At 66.0% G+C, this 13,411-nt stretch carries 19 protein-coding genes; 15 read left to right on the top strand and 4 right to left on the bottom strand.

What is annotated here, in order from left to right:
• Window position 1 precedes the first annotated feature (1 nt).
• The 7 genes from G4Z14_RS15880 to G4Z14_RS15910 all read left to right on the top strand — a co-directional run bounded on the left by G4Z14_RS15880 (window position 2) and on the right by G4Z14_RS15910 (window position 5,597).
• A complete protein-coding gene (locus G4Z14_RS15880; RefSeq protein ID WP_164627489.1) occupies window positions 2–217 on the top strand; it encodes a phage head-tail joining protein in 216 nt (71 codons plus the stop codon).
• A 3-nt stretch (window positions 218–220) separates the two neighbouring features.
• Window positions 221–1,738, top strand: a complete 1,518-nt coding sequence (locus tag G4Z14_RS15885) for a phage portal protein (RefSeq protein WP_227751798.1) — start codon at window positions 221–223, stop codon at window positions 1,736–1,738.
• On the top strand, window positions 1,738–3,135 hold the full coding sequence (locus G4Z14_RS15890; RefSeq protein ID WP_164627491.1) for a S49 family peptidase: 1,398 nt from the start codon (window positions 1,738–1,740) through the stop codon (window positions 3,133–3,135). The genes G4Z14_RS15885 and G4Z14_RS15890 overlap by 1 nt, the downstream gene beginning before the upstream one ends.
• Before the next feature lie 36 nt (window positions 3,136–3,171).
• Window positions 3,172–3,552, top strand: coding sequence for a head decoration protein (locus G4Z14_RS15895; protein ID WP_164627493.1), 381 nt, complete (start codon window positions 3,172–3,174; stop codon window positions 3,550–3,552).
• A 73-nt stretch (window positions 3,553–3,625) separates the two neighbouring features.
• The gene (locus tag G4Z14_RS15900; RefSeq protein ID WP_164627495.1) at window positions 3,626–4,648 is read left to right on the top strand and encodes a major capsid protein; all 1,023 of its coding nucleotides are present in this window, start codon (window positions 3,626–3,628) and stop codon (window positions 4,646–4,648) included.
• Window positions 4,649–4,659: 11 nt separating this feature from the next.
• The gene (locus G4Z14_RS15905; RefSeq protein ID WP_164627497.1) at window positions 4,660–4,971 is read left to right on the top strand and encodes a head-tail joining protein; all 312 of its coding nucleotides are present in this window, start codon (window positions 4,660–4,662) and stop codon (window positions 4,969–4,971) included.
• Window positions 4,968–5,597 carry a DUF6441 family protein gene (locus tag G4Z14_RS15910; protein WP_164627499.1) on the top strand — a complete coding sequence of 210 codons (630 nt, stop codon included), beginning with the start codon at window positions 4,968–4,970 and terminating at the stop codon, window positions 5,595–5,597. The genes G4Z14_RS15905 and G4Z14_RS15910 overlap by 4 nt, the downstream gene beginning before the upstream one ends.
• Before the next feature lie 12 nt (window positions 5,598–5,609).
• On the opposite strand, the gene G4Z14_RS15915 is transcribed toward G4Z14_RS15910, so the two are convergent.
• Complete coding sequence (locus tag G4Z14_RS15915) at window positions 5,610–5,900, bottom strand: type II toxin-antitoxin system RelE/ParE family toxin (RefSeq protein ID WP_164627501.1); 291 nt, start codon at window positions 5,898–5,900, stop codon at window positions 5,610–5,612.
• On the bottom strand, window positions 5,888–6,172 hold the full coding sequence (locus G4Z14_RS15920) for a CopG family ribbon-helix-helix protein (protein ID WP_164627503.1): 285 nt from the start codon (window positions 6,170–6,172) through the stop codon (window positions 5,888–5,890). Before G4Z14_RS15920 ends, G4Z14_RS15915 begins: the two co-directional genes overlap by 13 nt.
• Before the next feature lie 89 nt (window positions 6,173–6,261).
• Between G4Z14_RS15920 and G4Z14_RS15925 the strand changes: the two genes are divergently transcribed.
• The 4 genes from G4Z14_RS15925 (at window position 6,262) to G4Z14_RS15940 (ending at window position 8,330) form a co-directional block, all read left to right on the top strand.
• A complete protein-coding gene (locus G4Z14_RS15925) occupies window positions 6,262–6,684 on the top strand; it encodes an acyl-CoA transferase (RefSeq protein WP_164627505.1) in 423 nt (140 codons plus the stop codon).
• 25 nt (window positions 6,685–6,709) lie between these two features.
• Window positions 6,710–7,648: a phage tail tube protein gene (locus G4Z14_RS15930; protein WP_164627507.1), complete on the top strand. Its 939-nt coding sequence runs from the start codon at window positions 6,710–6,712 to the stop codon at window positions 7,646–7,648.
• A 2-nt stretch (window positions 7,649–7,650) separates the two neighbouring features.
• Window positions 7,651–8,088, top strand: a complete 438-nt coding sequence (locus G4Z14_RS15935) for a hypothetical protein (protein WP_164627509.1) — start codon at window positions 7,651–7,653, stop codon at window positions 8,086–8,088.
• 68 nt (window positions 8,089–8,156) lie between these two features.
• Window positions 8,157–8,330, top strand: coding sequence for a DUF7697 family protein (locus G4Z14_RS15940; RefSeq protein ID WP_164627511.1), 174 nt, complete (start codon window positions 8,157–8,159; stop codon window positions 8,328–8,330).
• Here G4Z14_RS15940 and G4Z14_RS15945 read toward each other — a convergent pair.
• Both G4Z14_RS15945 and G4Z14_RS15950 read right to left on the bottom strand, forming a co-directional pair.
• A complete protein-coding gene (locus G4Z14_RS15945) occupies window positions 8,320–8,700 on the bottom strand; it encodes a type II toxin-antitoxin system VapC family toxin (protein WP_164627513.1) in 381 nt (126 codons plus the stop codon). The genes G4Z14_RS15940 and G4Z14_RS15945 overlap by 11 nt on opposite strands.
• Window positions 8,700–8,912, bottom strand: a complete 213-nt coding sequence (locus tag G4Z14_RS15950; protein WP_164627515.1) for an AbrB/MazE/SpoVT family DNA-binding domain-containing protein — start codon at window positions 8,910–8,912, stop codon at window positions 8,700–8,702. Before G4Z14_RS15950 ends, G4Z14_RS15945 begins: the two co-directional genes overlap by 1 nt.
• Before the next feature lie 70 nt (window positions 8,913–8,982).
• On the opposite strand from G4Z14_RS15950, the gene G4Z14_RS15955 reads away from it, so the two are divergent.
• The 4 genes from G4Z14_RS15955 to G4Z14_RS15970 all read left to right on the top strand — a co-directional run bounded on the left by G4Z14_RS15955 (window position 8,983) and on the right by G4Z14_RS15970 (window position 13,409).
• A complete protein-coding gene (locus tag G4Z14_RS15955; protein WP_164627517.1) occupies window positions 8,983–11,409 on the top strand; it encodes a phage tail tape measure C-terminal domain-containing protein in 2,427 nt (808 codons plus the stop codon).
• Window positions 11,410–11,470: 61 nt separating this feature from the next.
• A complete protein-coding gene (locus tag G4Z14_RS15960) occupies window positions 11,471–12,097 on the top strand; it encodes a DUF2460 domain-containing protein (protein ID WP_164627519.1) in 627 nt (208 codons plus the stop codon).
• Window positions 12,094–12,978 carry a DUF2163 domain-containing protein gene (locus tag G4Z14_RS15965; RefSeq protein ID WP_164627521.1) on the top strand — a complete coding sequence of 295 codons (885 nt, stop codon included), beginning with the start codon at window positions 12,094–12,096 and terminating at the stop codon, window positions 12,976–12,978. Before G4Z14_RS15960 ends, G4Z14_RS15965 begins: the two co-directional genes overlap by 4 nt.
• A complete protein-coding gene (locus G4Z14_RS15970) occupies window positions 12,975–13,409 on the top strand; it encodes an NlpC/P60 family protein (RefSeq protein WP_164627522.1) in 435 nt (144 codons plus the stop codon). Before G4Z14_RS15965 ends, G4Z14_RS15970 begins: the two co-directional genes overlap by 4 nt.
• Window positions 13,410–13,411 lie beyond the last annotated feature (2 nt).

Below are 13,411 nucleotides of genomic sequence, written 5' to 3' on the forward strand. Positions count from 1 at the left end.
CATGGATCTGGAACGGATGCGCGCCCTGTTGGCCGCGCTGCAGGAAGCGCGCTACGCGGGCGTCCGCTCGGTCAGCTATGACGGCAAGACCGTCAATTATGGTTCGGACGCGGAACTGGCGAATGCCATCAGCGATCTGGAAACCCGGATCGCGACGGCCACGACCGGTACGCCGCGTCGTCGGCGCTGGGGCAATGTAGCCTCGAAGGGGCTTTGACCAATGGGTTTTGACGCCTTCCGTCAACGACTCGGTTCGATCATTGGCGGCTTCGATGCGGCACAATCCCATCGCCGCCTGCGCGGGTTCCGGGCATCCCGCGCCCATGTGAACACGCTGATCGCCGCCTCGGGCGACACGATCACTGCCCGCGCCCGCTGGCTGGTCCGCAACAATGGTTATGCGGCGAACGCGGTGGAGTCTTTTGCCAGCAATGTCGTCGGCGATGGCATCAAGCCCTCGTCGTCAATTGCCGACGCCGCGCTGAAGGAGCAGCTTCAGGCGGTATGGCTGGCCTGGACCGACGATGCCGATGCCGAGGGGCTGACCGATTTCTACGGGCTTCAGCGCCGGGCGGCCCGTGAGGTGTTCCTGTCGGGCGAGGTCTTCCTCCGCATCCGACCGCGCCGGGCCGAGGACGGTCTGACCGTGCCGCTGCAACTGCAGATGCTTCCCGCCGAAATGCTGCCGCTCGATCTGAACCGCACCCTTCCCGGCGCCGGGCTGATCCGCCAGGGCATCGAGTTCGATCCCATCGGCCGCCGCACCGCGTATCATTTCCTGCGCCGCCACCCCGGCGACATGACCGATCCCGGGCTTTCCGGCGAGACCGTCCGGGTTCCGGCCTCGGAGGTGATCCATGTCCTCGACCCGGTCGAGGCCGGGCAGTTGCGCGGCGTGTCGCGTTTCGCCCCGGCGATCGTGAAGCTCTTCACCCTTGATCTCTATGACGATGCCGAGCTGGAGCGGAAGAAGATCGCGGCGATGTTCGCGATGTTCATCACCTCGCCCGCCCCGGAAACCCCGCTGGAACCGGCCGAGGAGGATCTCGAAGTCGAGCCCGGCCAGGTCGTCCGCCTCGATCCCGGCGAGGATGTCACCACCCCTGCGACGCCAGACTCGGGCGGTACCTATGAGCCCTTCCAGTACCGCACGCTCCTGCAGATCGGTGCCGCGCTGGGCGTGCCCTATGGCTACATGACCGGCGATACCGCGAAGGGCAACTTCTCCAACACCCGGATCGCGCTGGTGGATTTCCGCCGTCGCATCTCGGCCTTCCAGCATTCGGTGATGGTCTTCCAGCTCTGCCGCGCGGTCTGGGCCCGCTGGATGGATGTGGCTGTCCTCTCCGGTGCGCTGGACTTGCCGGGCTACGAGAGCCAGCGGCGGCAATACCAGGCCTGCGCCTGGCTGCCGACCAAATGGGACTGGGTCGATCCGATGAAGGACGCCTCGGCAGAAATCCTGCAGATCGAGGCGGGCCTGAAATCCCGCACGCAAGCCATCTCGGAGCGCGGCTACGACGCCGAACAGGTCGACCGGGAGATCGCCGCCGAGCGCAAACGCGAACGGGCGCTGGGCCTCGACTTCCGCAGGCCCGGCTCGCCCGCGCAGGGGCCGGGCGCGTCGAACAACAGCAGTGGCAGCGATGGCGGTCCGGGAGCCGACCAGCCCAACACCACCGAAGAGGACAGGACGGAGGGCGATGGCCCGGAGACCGCCCCCAAGGAAAACCCATGATGCATCACGCCCAAATCGCCCAGCGCGCCTTCAACACGCCCCTGATGGTCGATCCCGCCAAGGCACTGGCCTTCCTCTCGGGGCTGGGGCCGCGCATCACCGGACGGGAGATTACTTTTGCGGGTATCGAACTGCCCGCCAGTAGTATCGAACATGCGGCCATTCCTGCACGTGCTTCGCTGTTTGGCAATGACCTTGCCCAGCGCCACCAGCGGAACGGTAGCCAACCCTTTGCGGTGGTGGATGGCATCGCGGTGATCGAGATCGCCGGAACGCTGGTGCATCGCGGGGCCTGGATCGGACAGTCCTCCGGCCTGACCTCCTATGAAGGCATTGCCGCACAGATCGACGCGGCGCTGGCCGATCCGGGCGTGCGTGGGATCGCGCTCGACATCGACAGCTTCGGCGGTGAGGTCGCCGGGGCCTTCGATCTGGCGGATCGAATCCGCGCCGCCCGGGCGCAGAAGCCGGTGCGCGCCTTTGTCGCCGAACACGCGCTGTCGGCGGGCTATGTTCTTGCCAGCCAGGCCGACCGCATCATCTTGCCGCGCACGGGGGCGGTGGGCAGCATCGGCGTGGTGGCGCTGCACACCGACATGAGCGGGGCGCTGGACCAAAAGGGCATCGCCGTCACCCTGATCCATGCCGGGGCGCACAAGATCGACGCGAACCCGTATCAGCCTCTTCCGCAAGCCGTGCACGACCAGATGCAACGCGAGTTGGAAGTGGTCCGCTTCCTCTTCGCGGAAACTGTCGCTGCCGGGCGCGGGGACCGGCTGACGCAAGCCGCGGCACTGGCCACCGAAGCCGCCGTGCTCCGCGGGCCCGACGCCATCGCCGCCGGTTTGGCCGATGAAGTTGCTGATCCCGTCACTGCTTTCAATGCCTTCGCCGCCGCCCCGCGCGGCACCAATCCTTCCCCCAGCAGAAAGGGTCAAAAGATGACCACCGCGCAGCCCGACACATCGAACCCGGCCACCGCCGCACCCGTAGCGACCGCATCGGCTGACCCCGTGTCCCCCGCGCCCGAGACGCCCGCAGCACCCGCCAGTCCCGATGCTGCGCCCGCGCCGGTTGCGGCATCGTCGGCGCCCGTTCCGCCAGCGACCCCGACACCAGCGGCGGCCGCCGCCAATGCCGATGCGATCCGCGCAGAAGCGGCCGAGGTGGCACAGGTGTGCGCGCAAGCCGCCCGACTCGGCGTGACCATCGACGCCGCCGATGCTGTCACGCGCGGGTTGAAACCCGAGGCCTTGCGTGCCCGCGTGCTGGCCGATCTCGCCGCCCGCAGCGATGCGGCGGGCATCATCGCCACGGCCCCGGCAGCAGCAGCCGCCGCGAAAGACAGCCCGATCATCGCCGCCGCCAAGAAGGTCGCGACCGACGCAAAGCGCTGACCACCTTGCCCCCAACCCCACTCTGGAGATTGACCCATGCCTGTCCTGACCCAACCGCCCAGCACGGGCGATGTCCTCAAATACGAGGTCAACCCGAACTACACCCGCGAAACCGTGACCCTGCTGGCGGGCTTGCCCTATCCGGTCGGCGCGGTCCTCGGGAAGATCACCGCCAGCGGTAAATACAAGCTGGCGACCAGCGGTGGCACCGATGGGGCGCAGGTCGCCACGGCCGTTCTGCTTTACGCCGTTGATGCCACGCTGGCCGATGCCGTGGGCATCGTCGTCGCGCGCGGCCCCTCGATCATCTCGCGCGCAGCCCTCGCCTATGACGCGACCGTGGATGACGGTGCCAAGATTACCACCAAGCTCGGCCAACTCGCTGCAGTCGGCATTATCGCCCGCGACGGCGTCTGAGCCTTGCCGCCGCGCAGCCTGCGCGGTCGCAGCTTCTCCCTCATTCTTCTCCCACTGATCTCCGGAGCCCCCCATGACCTTGATCCGTAATCCCTTCGACGCTGGTGGCTACTCGCTGGCCGAAATGACGCAGGCCATCAACATCCTGCCCAATCTCTATACCCGCCTCGGCCAGATCGGCCTCTTCCGCTTTGAAGGCGTCACCCAACGCAGCATCGTGATCGAACAGTTCCAGGGCGTCCTCAGCCTGCTGCCCTCGGTGCCGCTGGGCGCCCCGGCAACCGTCGGCACCCGGGAAGGCCGCTCGATGCGGTCCTTCGCGCTGCCCTGGATTCCGCATGACGATGTCATCCTGCCCGGTGACATCCAGGGCCAACCCGCGCTGGGCGTCTCCGATGCCGCCGATCCGCTCGTGGAGGTGATGAACCGCAAGCTGCAGCTGATGCGCCGCAAGCATGCCCAGACCCGGGAATACATGGAGATGAACGCGCTGCGCGGCATCGTGAAGGACGGGGCTGGCACAACGCTCTACAACTACTTCAGTGAATTCGGCCTGACCCAGATCTCTGTCGACTTCGTGCTCGGCACGGCAGGCACCAATGTCCAGGGCAAGGTCCGCGAGGTGCTGCGCGCCATCGAGGACAACCTTCTGGGCGAGAGCATGGTCCGGGCGCATGCCCTCGTCAGCCCCGAATTCTTCGACAAGCTGATCAGCCACCCGAAAACCGAGGATGCCTACAAGTTCTATTCCGCCACCGGCGGCCAGCCGCTGCGCGAAGATGTCCGCCGCGCCTTTCCCTTCGCGGGCATCCTCTTCGAGGAATATACCGGCAGCGCCACGCTCTCGACCGGCACGGCCGAACGCTTCCTGCCTGCGGGCGAAGGGGTCGCCTTTCCGATCGGCACCTTCGACACTTTTACCACCTATGGTGGCCCTGCAAACCTGCTGGAGGCTGCAAACACCATGGGTCTGCCGCTCTATGCCCGCCAGCATCTCGACGAAAAGGGCCGATGGATTGATCTCATGACCGAGGCCTCGATCCTGCCGGTCAACAAGCGGCCGCGTCTTGCAATCCGCCTGCACAGTTCGAACTGACGGCCCTGGCCATGTCAGTGTTCGAGGCAGCGCTGGACCGCATCTTCGGCAACCCGTCGATGGCGGCGGCGGTGTGGATCTCAGCCGCCACCTCCGAGGAACGCCCGATCCGGGTGATCCGCCGCGCCCCGGACCGGATCACCGAATTCGGGGCGGGCCGCTTTGTCAGCGACACCATGATGGTCGATGTGCGCGTATCCGATGTGCCCGATCCCCGAACGGGCGATCTGATCGTCATCGGCACGGATAGCTTCACCATTCAGGGCGAACCCACCCGCGACCGGGAACGCCTGATCTGGTCGCTGGACCTGCGTCCATCATGAAGCTGAAGATCGCCTTCGACCCTGACCTCGTCGCGCTGATGCAGGCCGAAATCGCCGCCGGGGAAAAGGCCGTCTCCGCCGCAATGCGCGAAGCGGGCACCTCCCTGAAATCCGCATGGCGCAGTCAGATCACCGGCGCCGGGCTGGGAACCCGGCTCGGCAATTCGATCCGCCTCGCGACCTATCCGAAGTCAAGCGACAGCCTGAACGCAGCGGCACTGGTCTGGTCCAACGCGCCGGTCATCATCGGCGCCCATGACACGGGGCCGCTGATCCGGTCCAAGGATGGCTTCTGGTTGGCGATCCCCACCCCTGCCGCAGGGAAATCGACCCGCGGCGGGCGCATCACCCCCGGCGAATGGGAACGCCGCACCGGTCTGCGCCTGCGCTTCATCTATCGCCGCAGAGGGCCGAGCCTCCTAGTGGCCGAGGGGCGGTTGAATTCGAAAGGTCGCGCGGTGGCGTCGAAGTCAAAGACCTGCCGTGGCGTGGCGTCCGTGCCGATCTTCCTGCTGGTGCCGCAGGTGCGCTTGCGCAAGCGGCTGGATCTGGCGCGGGATGCCGAGCGGGCGGCGGAGGGCGTGCCGGGGCGGATCGTGGCGAAATGGGTGGAGGGGAAGGTGTGAACACCCATCCCGTCAATAGCCAGCCTCGCGCTGATGCCGAACTGCCAGAACCACTGCAGTTTCGCCGTCCAACCGGTAAAGCGACACATAGCCACTGTCGCCGAAGATGATGAACCACTCGCGGAATTCCGGTTCCATGTCCTCGACTGGCCGCCCAGCGCCCGGTTGATCACGCAGGATGTTCATGCCTTCACGGATGGATTTGGCCGCGCGCCGGGCGGCCTCAGGGTTCTTGTCGGCCAGGAAGCGGTAAAGCCGTTCGACATCCCGCAGCGCGGCGGGCGACCAGATCAGTTGTGGCATTCAGGAGCAGCCGCCTCTTCGCCTGCTTCCAGCTTGGCAAGCCAGGCATCGGCTTCGTCATGCGTGACGTGTTTGCCTGTCGCCTGAAACTCTTCCCAAGCTTGAAGCCCGGCCTGGCGAAACGCCTCACGCTTCTCTTCGCGCTCGACGAATTGCGCAACGGCCTCGCGCAGCATCCAGTGGGTGGATCGGTCCTTGGCATCCGCCAACCGCTTGAGGCGGTCGCGGGTATCCTGATCCAGCTTCACGGCAATGGGGCGGGCAGCGTTCATACGGGCGACTCCGGGCGAGTATTCACGGGTATTACCTTTAGCATATCGACCGCCGCCGCAGAAGTCACAATTGAACCAAAGGCCGTGAAATGCCCACCACCCGCGAAACCGTCCTCACCGCGCTGCACGCGCGGCTCCTGCCACTTGCCGCCCTCACCTTGCGTGACGAGGTTCTGCCCGAGCGGATCCCGGCGGCGGGGCTGATCATCCTGCGCGACGGCCAGCCGGGCGAGCCGGAGGTCACCCTGTCGCCCCTGCTCTATCACTTTCAGCACCGCGCCGAACTGGAAGTCGTGGTCCAGGCGGGCACCGGCCGCGCCAGCGCCTTTGACGAGTTGATCGCGGCCATCGGCGCCGCACTGGAGGCCGACCGGACGCTGGGCGGCCTTTGCGACTGGGTCGAACCCGAGGCCCCGGCCTCGGTCGATCTGCCCATCGAGGGTGCCGCGGCGCTGAAGGCGGCGATCATCACCGTCGTGCTGCACTACACCACCACCGGCCCGCTGGCCTGATCACCCACACATAAAGGAGACCCCCATGGCACGTGCGCAAGGCGCGCGGGCGCAGATGGCGCTTGCGTATGAGACGGTTTACGGCACCCCGCCGGTCAGTGGGTTCCGCTTGATGCCCTTTGCCCGGACCACGCTCGGGTCTGAGCAGCCGCTGCTGGAGTCCGAACTTCTGGGCTATGGCCGCGATCCGCTGGCCCCGATCAAGGACGCGGTCACCGCCGACGGCGAGGTGGTGATCCCCATCGATGTGGAAGCGTTCGGCTATTGGCTGAAGGCGGCCTTCGGCCAGCCCACGACTGCTGGCACCACGCCGAAGACCCACACCTTCCAGTCGGGCAACTGGACGCTGCCCAGCATGTCCATCGAGACGGCCATGCCGGAAGTGCCCCGCTTTGCGATGTATTCCGGCTGCGTTCTGGATCAGCTGTCCTGGCAGATGCAACGCTCCGGCCTGCTGACCGCAACGGCGCGTCTTGTAGCGCAAGGCGAAGCCATCGCCGCCGCGACGGCCGCTGGCACGCCCACCGCGCTGGGCCTGCAGCGTTTCGGCCATTTCAACGGCACAGTAAAGCGCAATGGCACTGCGCTGGGCAACGTCGTCTCGGCCGAAATCACCTATTCCAACAATCTCGACCGCATTGAGACCATCCGGGGCGATGGCCGCATTGATGGGGCCGACCCGACCATGGCAGCACTCACCGGGCGGATCGAGGTGCGGTTTTCCGACAGCACGCTGGTGACGCAAGCCATCGATGGCACGCCTTGCGAGCTGGAGTTCAATTACAGCCTCGGGGCCAATGCCAGTTTCACCTTCACCGCGCATGCCGTCTATCTGCCGATCCCCCGGATCGAAATCGCCGGACCGCAGGGCGTCCAGGCGACGTTCGACTGGCAGGCGGCCAAGGCCACCAGCCCCGCCCGTATGTGCACGGCCGTTCTCGTCAACACCATTGCAGGATACTGATCATGATCCGACTGAACCTGACAGCCACACCCGGATGGCTGAACCTCGCCCCCGGCCTGCGCCTTCTGGTCGGCCCCCTGACCACTGCCTTGATGGTGTCCGCGCGCGCTGATCCGACCATTGAGGCGCTGCCCGAGGGTGCCAGCCAGGAAGCGTTGGCGCTCGCCATGGCCAAGGCCGTGGCCCGGCGCGCCGTGCTGGATTGGGAAGGTGTCGGAGATGAAACGGGCCAAGCCTTGCCCGTCACCCCAGAGGGCGTCGACGCCCTTCTCGAAATCTGGCCCGTCTTCGAGGCCTTCCAGACCATGTACGTCGCCAAGGGCTTGATCCTGGACGCGGAAAAAAACGTCTCCGCGCCCTCGCCGACTGGTCCTTCGGTGGGGGCGACCGGTATTGCGCCGCCTGCCAAGCTTCCTGCCCCGACTGCCCCGCAAGACTGAACCGACCCCAAACGCCGGAAGGCTGGCAGGTCTGGGATCTGGTCGGTCGTCTTGGTGGTCAGCTGCGCGTGATCCCCGGCGCCGTGCTGGGCTGGGACATGGGCGCTGCCCTCGCCATGGCGCAAGCGCTGGGCATCAACCCCCTGATCACCGCCGAACTGCTGCCCGAGATCGAGGCGGTGATGGTACGAAAACTGAACGAACAGATGGCGCAACCGACTGGTGCTGACGTCAACTCTTGATCTTCTCGATCAGGATAACGCCCGGCAGACCCTCGAAATGCGTGTCACAGGTCAGCAGCGTCGCACTCTTTGTCCGGGCGGTGGCGAACATGATGGCATCCGCTGTTGCCAGCTTATGGTCCCGGCACGCCTCGGCGGCGGCAAGGGCAATCTCCGTGTCCAGCGGCATGACCTGACAGACCTGCGTGAAGGCGATCACCTGATCCGCCTTGTCCTCGCCCACCTCGCGTGTGAGCCATTTCGCCAGTTCAAGCTGCACCATGGTTGGAACCAGCCAGTTGGCCTGTTCAGGCAGATGTTCGGCCACTTTCTCTCCGGTGGGCGATCCGATCAGCCATTCGATCCATGCCGATGTGTCGACGAGGACCATCAAAACCGATCCGCTCGGTCACGATAATCCGTGGTGGATGCGTCGCGCGCGAGGCCCTTCAACGCCTCTCGCTTCGGGACAGGGACCAGCAAAACCCCTGTGCCCTTCGGGATGAAGGCAAAGGTCAACCCGGCCTCCCAGGCTTGCGCGCTCCGGATCGCCTTGGGGATCGAGATCTGGAACTTCGATGACAGGGTAGCGGTCTCGGACATGATCATACGCCTCCATGATCGATACGAATAACGTAAGACGCCGTAACGGCAAAATCAAGGAAACTCAGGAATGGCCGAAAAGCGTGTGTCCGTCCGCCTCGTGGCGGAAGGCGGCCGCCAAGTGCGAGCCGAGTTGGAAGGCATCGGCGATGCGGGAGCGCGGGGCTTTGGCCGCCTCTCGACCGAAATGGAGCTGGCCAACACCCGGCTTGCCAGCTTCGCCCGCAAGGCCGGGATCGCGCTGGCGGCGGTCACGGTGGCTGCAGCGGCGGCTGGCGTGGCGATGGTGCGGTCGGGCCTTGAGACCATCGGTGCTCAAGCCGACATGGCGGCGTCACTGAAGACCACGGTCGAAAGCCTGCAAGTGCTGACATGGGCGGGTGAGTTGGCCGGGGTTTCCATGGGCGAGGTCGAACAGGCCACGAAGAAGCTGACCACACGGTTGTCGGAAGCGGCAGCAGGATCCGGATCGGCCGTCGGTGCGCTGGAACGGTTGAACCTGACCGCAGCCGAGTTGCAGGCCCTGCCCCTCGACCAGCGCATCGTCGCCATTCAGGACGCCCTGAACCGCTTTGTGCCGGAAGCGGAGCGGGCCGCCGTCGCTTCCGACCTCTTTGGCGACAAGGCGGCGCTGGCATTCCTTCGCATCGATCCGGCCACCCTGCGCGAAGCGGCTCAGGATGTGCGCGATTTCGGGGTGGCCGTAAGCGCCAGCGATGCAGCCCAGATCGAACGCACCGGCGATGCCATCGCCAAGCTGAGCCTGATCTGGCTCGGGTTGACCAACCAGCTGACCGCAGCAGTTGCCCCGGCGCTGGAATCGGTAGCCAACACGCTGGCCGACATGGCGCGCAGCACCGGGCCGATTGGCATCGCGATCAACGCCCTTTTCGATAACATCGGTCGCCTGACCACCTACGCTGCCACCTTTGCCACGCTGATGGCCGGGCGCTGGGTGGCGGGGCTGGCGGCGGCGGTCTTGTCCGTTCGCGGCCTTGCAACCGGATTGGTGATCCTGCGCGGCGCGTTGATCCGCACTGGCATCGGCGCGCTGATCGTTGGCGCTGGCGAGTTGGTGTTCCAGTTCACCCGCCTCGTCGCAGGCGCGGGCGGGTTTGGCGCGGCAATTGGCCTTTTGAAGGATCTGGCGCTGGAAGTCTGGGACCGCATCGGTTTGGGCGCTGCTTCCGCCTGGTCGAAGATCGAGGCGAGCTGGGCCGGGCTGCAAGCCACCATCTATGGCGCGATGCAGTCGTCCGTTGAGGCCGTGACCAGCTTTGGCAATTCGGCAGCGGGCATCTTCAAGGGCGCCTATGATGCGGTGAAGGCAATCTGGGGCCAGCTGCCCGGTGCGATTGGGGATTTCGCATTCCAGGCCGCCAACGGATTGATCGGCGGTGTCGAGGCCATGCTGAACGGCGTCGTCACCCGGATCAACAATTTCATCAACGGGTTGAACGCCGCGCTGGACCTGCTTCCCGATTGGGCCGTCGGCGAAGGCGGTGTACGGATCGGCACGCTGGACCCCGTGGCGCTGGGCCGGATCGACAATCCCTTCGCGGGATCAGCCGCCGCTGCCGGTACCGCTGCCGCCGAAGCCTTTTCTGCCGCAATGGCGCAAACTTATGTCACCGCGCCTGATCTCGGGCTGACCGGCATGGCCGAAGAGGCGAGCGCCCGGGCAGAGGCCTATCGCGAGGCTTCCGGCATGTTGGCCGATGCCGCTGGCCGCCCGATGCAAAGCTGGCAAGCGCTGAAGGACGCGGTTGCCGGTGCCGGAACTGAAGGCGAAGCCGCCCTGGACGGGGCCGCAGATGCCGCCGACCAACTGGGCGAGTCGATGACAGAGGCTGGCCGTGCTGCCGGTGGGGCCGGTGCATCTGCTGCGGCGGGTGCCGAAGTGGCGAAGACCGGATGGGAGGCGGCCGTGGCCACGCTCGCCGATTATGCTGCCAAGGCGCGCGACATTGGTGGCGACATCGGCAATGCGCTGGTCAGCGCTTTCACTTCGGCCGAAAACGCCGTGGGCGAGTTCGTCAAAACCGGCAAGCTGGATTTCCGCGACCTCGTCACCTCGATGATCGCCGACCTCGCGAAACTGGCGGCACGCCGGTTCATCCTCGGCCCCATCGCCAACGCCCTCTCCGGTGCGCTTGGCGGCGCGGGTGGCATCTTCGCCAATATCCTGCATGCGGGTGGGATGGTCGGATCGCCGGGCACGGGCCGCATGGTCCCGGCCTTGGCCTTCGCCGGTGCCCCGCGCATGCATTCCGGTGGTTGGGCCGGGATCAAGCCAGACGAAGTGCCCGCGATCCTGCAACGCGGAGAACGGGTGTTGTCGCGCCGTGAAGCCGCTGGCTACGGCCAAGGGCAGTCCCCTGCGCCTGCCGTCAACGTCACCATCAATGCGCGTGACGCAGAGAGCTTCCGGCAATCCCGCACGCAGGTCGCCGCCGACATTGCCCGCGCTGTGTCGCTAGGGCGGAGGGGCATGTGAGTGCGCCCCCGCAAGTGGGAACCGGTTGCGGGGACCAGAGCACGAACAATGGAGAATATTGATGGCGTTTCACGAGGTGCGTTTCCCTGACAACATCAGCCGTGGCGCGCGCGGTGGACCAGAACGGCGCACGCAGATCGTGGAACTGGCTTCGGGCGACGAAGAGCGCAACGCCAGCTGGGCCAATTCGCGCCGCCGCTATGATGTCGCCTATGGGATCCGCCGTGCAGACGATCTGGCGGCGGTCGTGGCCTTCTTCGAGGCGCGGAACGGGCGATTGCACGGCTTCCGCTACAAGGATTGGGCCGACTACAAATCTGCCTTGCCGTCGCAGGCGGTAGCCGCCACCGATCAGCCCATCGGCACCGGCAATGGCGCTGTCACTAGTTTCGCCCTGTTGAAACGCTACACTTCCGGGGCGCAAAGCTGGACCCGCGCCATCGCCAAGCCGGTCGCGGGAACCGTCCGTCTCGCCCTGAACGGGGTCGAGCAGATGGCAGGCTGGAGTGTCGATCTCGCCACCGGCGGCATCACCTTCGCCGCGGCCCCGGGCGCGGACGTCGCGATCACAGCGGGCTTCGAATTCGACGTCCCCGTCCGCTTCGACAGCGACACGCTCGACGTGACCCTCGATTTTGAGCGGCTCGGGTCAATCACCTCAATCCCCCTGCTGGAGATCCGCAGATGAAATCCCTCTCCCCCGCGCTGCAGGCCCATCTCGACGAGGGCACCACCACGCTCGCCTGGTGCTGGCGGATTTCGCGAGCCGATGGCGTGGCGCTGGGCTTCACCGATCATGATCGCGCATTGGCTTTTGACGGCACTGACTTTGAACCGGAGAGCGGGTTTGCCGCCTCGGAAATCCGTGCTGGCTCCGATCTCGCCGTCGACGCGCAGGATGCCACCGGCGCGCTGACTTCGGATCGCATCACCGAAACCGACATCATCGACGGCCGCTGGGACAATGCGGCGGTCGAACTGTGGCGGGTGAACTGGGCGGACACAAGCCAGCGCGTGCTTTTGCGCCGGGGTGCGGTGGGGCAAATCCGACGCGGGCGCATGGCGTTTGTCGCGGAGGTGCGCAGTCTTGCCCATTTCCTCGGCCAGACGGTCGGGCGGACGTTTCAGGCGGGATGCGACGCTGTACTTGGCGATGTGCGCTGCGGCATCGATCTGGAAAACGCGATCTACAAGGGCACGGGCATCGTCACCGATCTCCTACGCGACCGAGCGTTCATGGCCTCGGGGCTGTCCGGGTTTGATGCGGGCTGGTTCACGTCTGGCACCTTGACCTGGACCAGCGGCGCGAACGTAGCGCGCATCACCGAAGTGCTGGCGCATGGGCTGGATGGAAGCATCGCCAGCCTGACCCTGCTGGAAGCGCCAGTGCGCGCCATCGCCGAGGGCGACAGCTTCATCGCGTGGGCGGGCTGTGACAAGCGCATCGCGACCTGCGGCGCGAGGTTTGCCAATACGGTGAATTTCCGCGGCTTCCCGCACATCCCCGGCCAAGACGCGGTGCTGCGCTATGCCAGCCAGGACGGCGGCCATGAAGGAAACGTGCTGTGACAGCTGCCAATGATGCACTGGTCATTGCTACTGCCCGCAGTTGGCTTGGCACGCCCTATCACGATCAGGCGAGCCTGCGCGGGATCGGCTGCGATTGCCTCGGCCTCGCGCGTGGTGTCTGGCGCGAGGTTGTCGGCGACGAGCCATTTCCCATTCCCCCTTACAGCCGGGATTGGGGCGAGACCGGTCCGCGCGAGGTGCTGGCGGAAGGCGCGCGCCAGATGATGCCGGAAATCACGCCCACCGAGGTTCGGCCCGGCACGCTGATCCTGTTTCGCATGGCCCCGCGCGCCATCGCCAAGCATGTCGGGATCCTGACGGCACCTGACCGTTTCATCCACGCCTATGAACGGCTGGGCGTCGTCGAGGAAGTCCTCACCCCGATTTGGCAGCGGCGGATCGCTTTCGCCTTCCTGTTCCCACAAGACTGAGA

The organism is Tabrizicola oligotrophica, assembly GCF_011008935.1.
GTDB classification, from domain to species: Bacteria; Pseudomonadota; Alphaproteobacteria; order Rhodobacterales; family Rhodobacteraceae; genus Tabrizicola_A; species Tabrizicola_A oligotrophica.

Bases quoted from the DNA above. Each gene is read 5' to 3' on its own strand.
- G4Z14_RS15900 (WP_164627495.1), top strand. From the start codon at position 3,626: ATGACCTTGATCCGTAATCCCTTCGACGCTGGTGGCTACTCGCTGGCC.
- G4Z14_RS15895 (WP_164627493.1), top strand. From the start codon at position 3,172: ATGCCTGTCCTGACCCAACCGCCCAGCACGGGCGATGTCCTCAAATAC.
- G4Z14_RS15955 (WP_164627517.1), top strand. From the start codon at position 8,983: ATGGCCGAAAAGCGTGTGTCCGTCCGCCTCGTGGCGGAAGGCGGCCGC.
- G4Z14_RS15885 (WP_227751798.1), top strand. From the start codon at position 221: ATGGGTTTTGACGCCTTCCGTCAACGACTCGGTTCGATCATTGGCGGC.
- G4Z14_RS15915 (WP_164627501.1), bottom strand. From the start codon at position 5,900: ATGCCACAACTGATCTGGTCGCCCGCCGCGCTGCGGGATGTCGAACGG.
- G4Z14_RS15945 (WP_164627513.1), bottom strand. From the start codon at position 8,700: ATGGTCCTCGTCGACACATCGGCATGGATCGAATGGCTGATCGGATCG.
- G4Z14_RS15965 (WP_164627521.1), top strand. From the start codon at position 12,094: ATGAAATCCCTCTCCCCCGCGCTGCAGGCCCATCTCGACGAGGGCACC.
- G4Z14_RS15930 (WP_164627507.1), top strand. From the start codon at position 6,710: ATGGCACGTGCGCAAGGCGCGCGGGCGCAGATGGCGCTTGCGTATGAG.
- G4Z14_RS15935 (WP_164627509.1), top strand. From the start codon at position 7,651: ATGATCCGACTGAACCTGACAGCCACACCCGGATGGCTGAACCTCGCC.
- G4Z14_RS15950 (WP_164627515.1), bottom strand. From the start codon at position 8,912: ATGTCCGAGACCGCTACCCTGTCATCGAAGTTCCAGATCTCGATCCCC.
- G4Z14_RS15960 (WP_164627519.1), top strand. From the start codon at position 11,471: ATGGCGTTTCACGAGGTGCGTTTCCCTGACAACATCAGCCGTGGCGCG.
- G4Z14_RS15910 (WP_164627499.1), top strand. From the start codon at position 4,968: ATGAAGCTGAAGATCGCCTTCGACCCTGACCTCGTCGCGCTGATGCAG.
- G4Z14_RS15880 (WP_164627489.1), top strand. From the start codon at position 2: ATGGATCTGGAACGGATGCGCGCCCTGTTGGCCGCGCTGCAGGAAGCG.
- G4Z14_RS15890 (WP_164627491.1), top strand. From the start codon at position 1,738: ATGCATCACGCCCAAATCGCCCAGCGCGCCTTCAACACGCCCCTGATG.
- G4Z14_RS15920 (WP_164627503.1), bottom strand. From the start codon at position 6,172: ATGAACGCTGCCCGCCCCATTGCCGTGAAGCTGGATCAGGATACCCGC.
- G4Z14_RS15925 (WP_164627505.1), top strand. From the start codon at position 6,262: ATGCCCACCACCCGCGAAACCGTCCTCACCGCGCTGCACGCGCGGCTC.
- G4Z14_RS15905 (WP_164627497.1), top strand. From the start codon at position 4,660: ATGTCAGTGTTCGAGGCAGCGCTGGACCGCATCTTCGGCAACCCGTCG.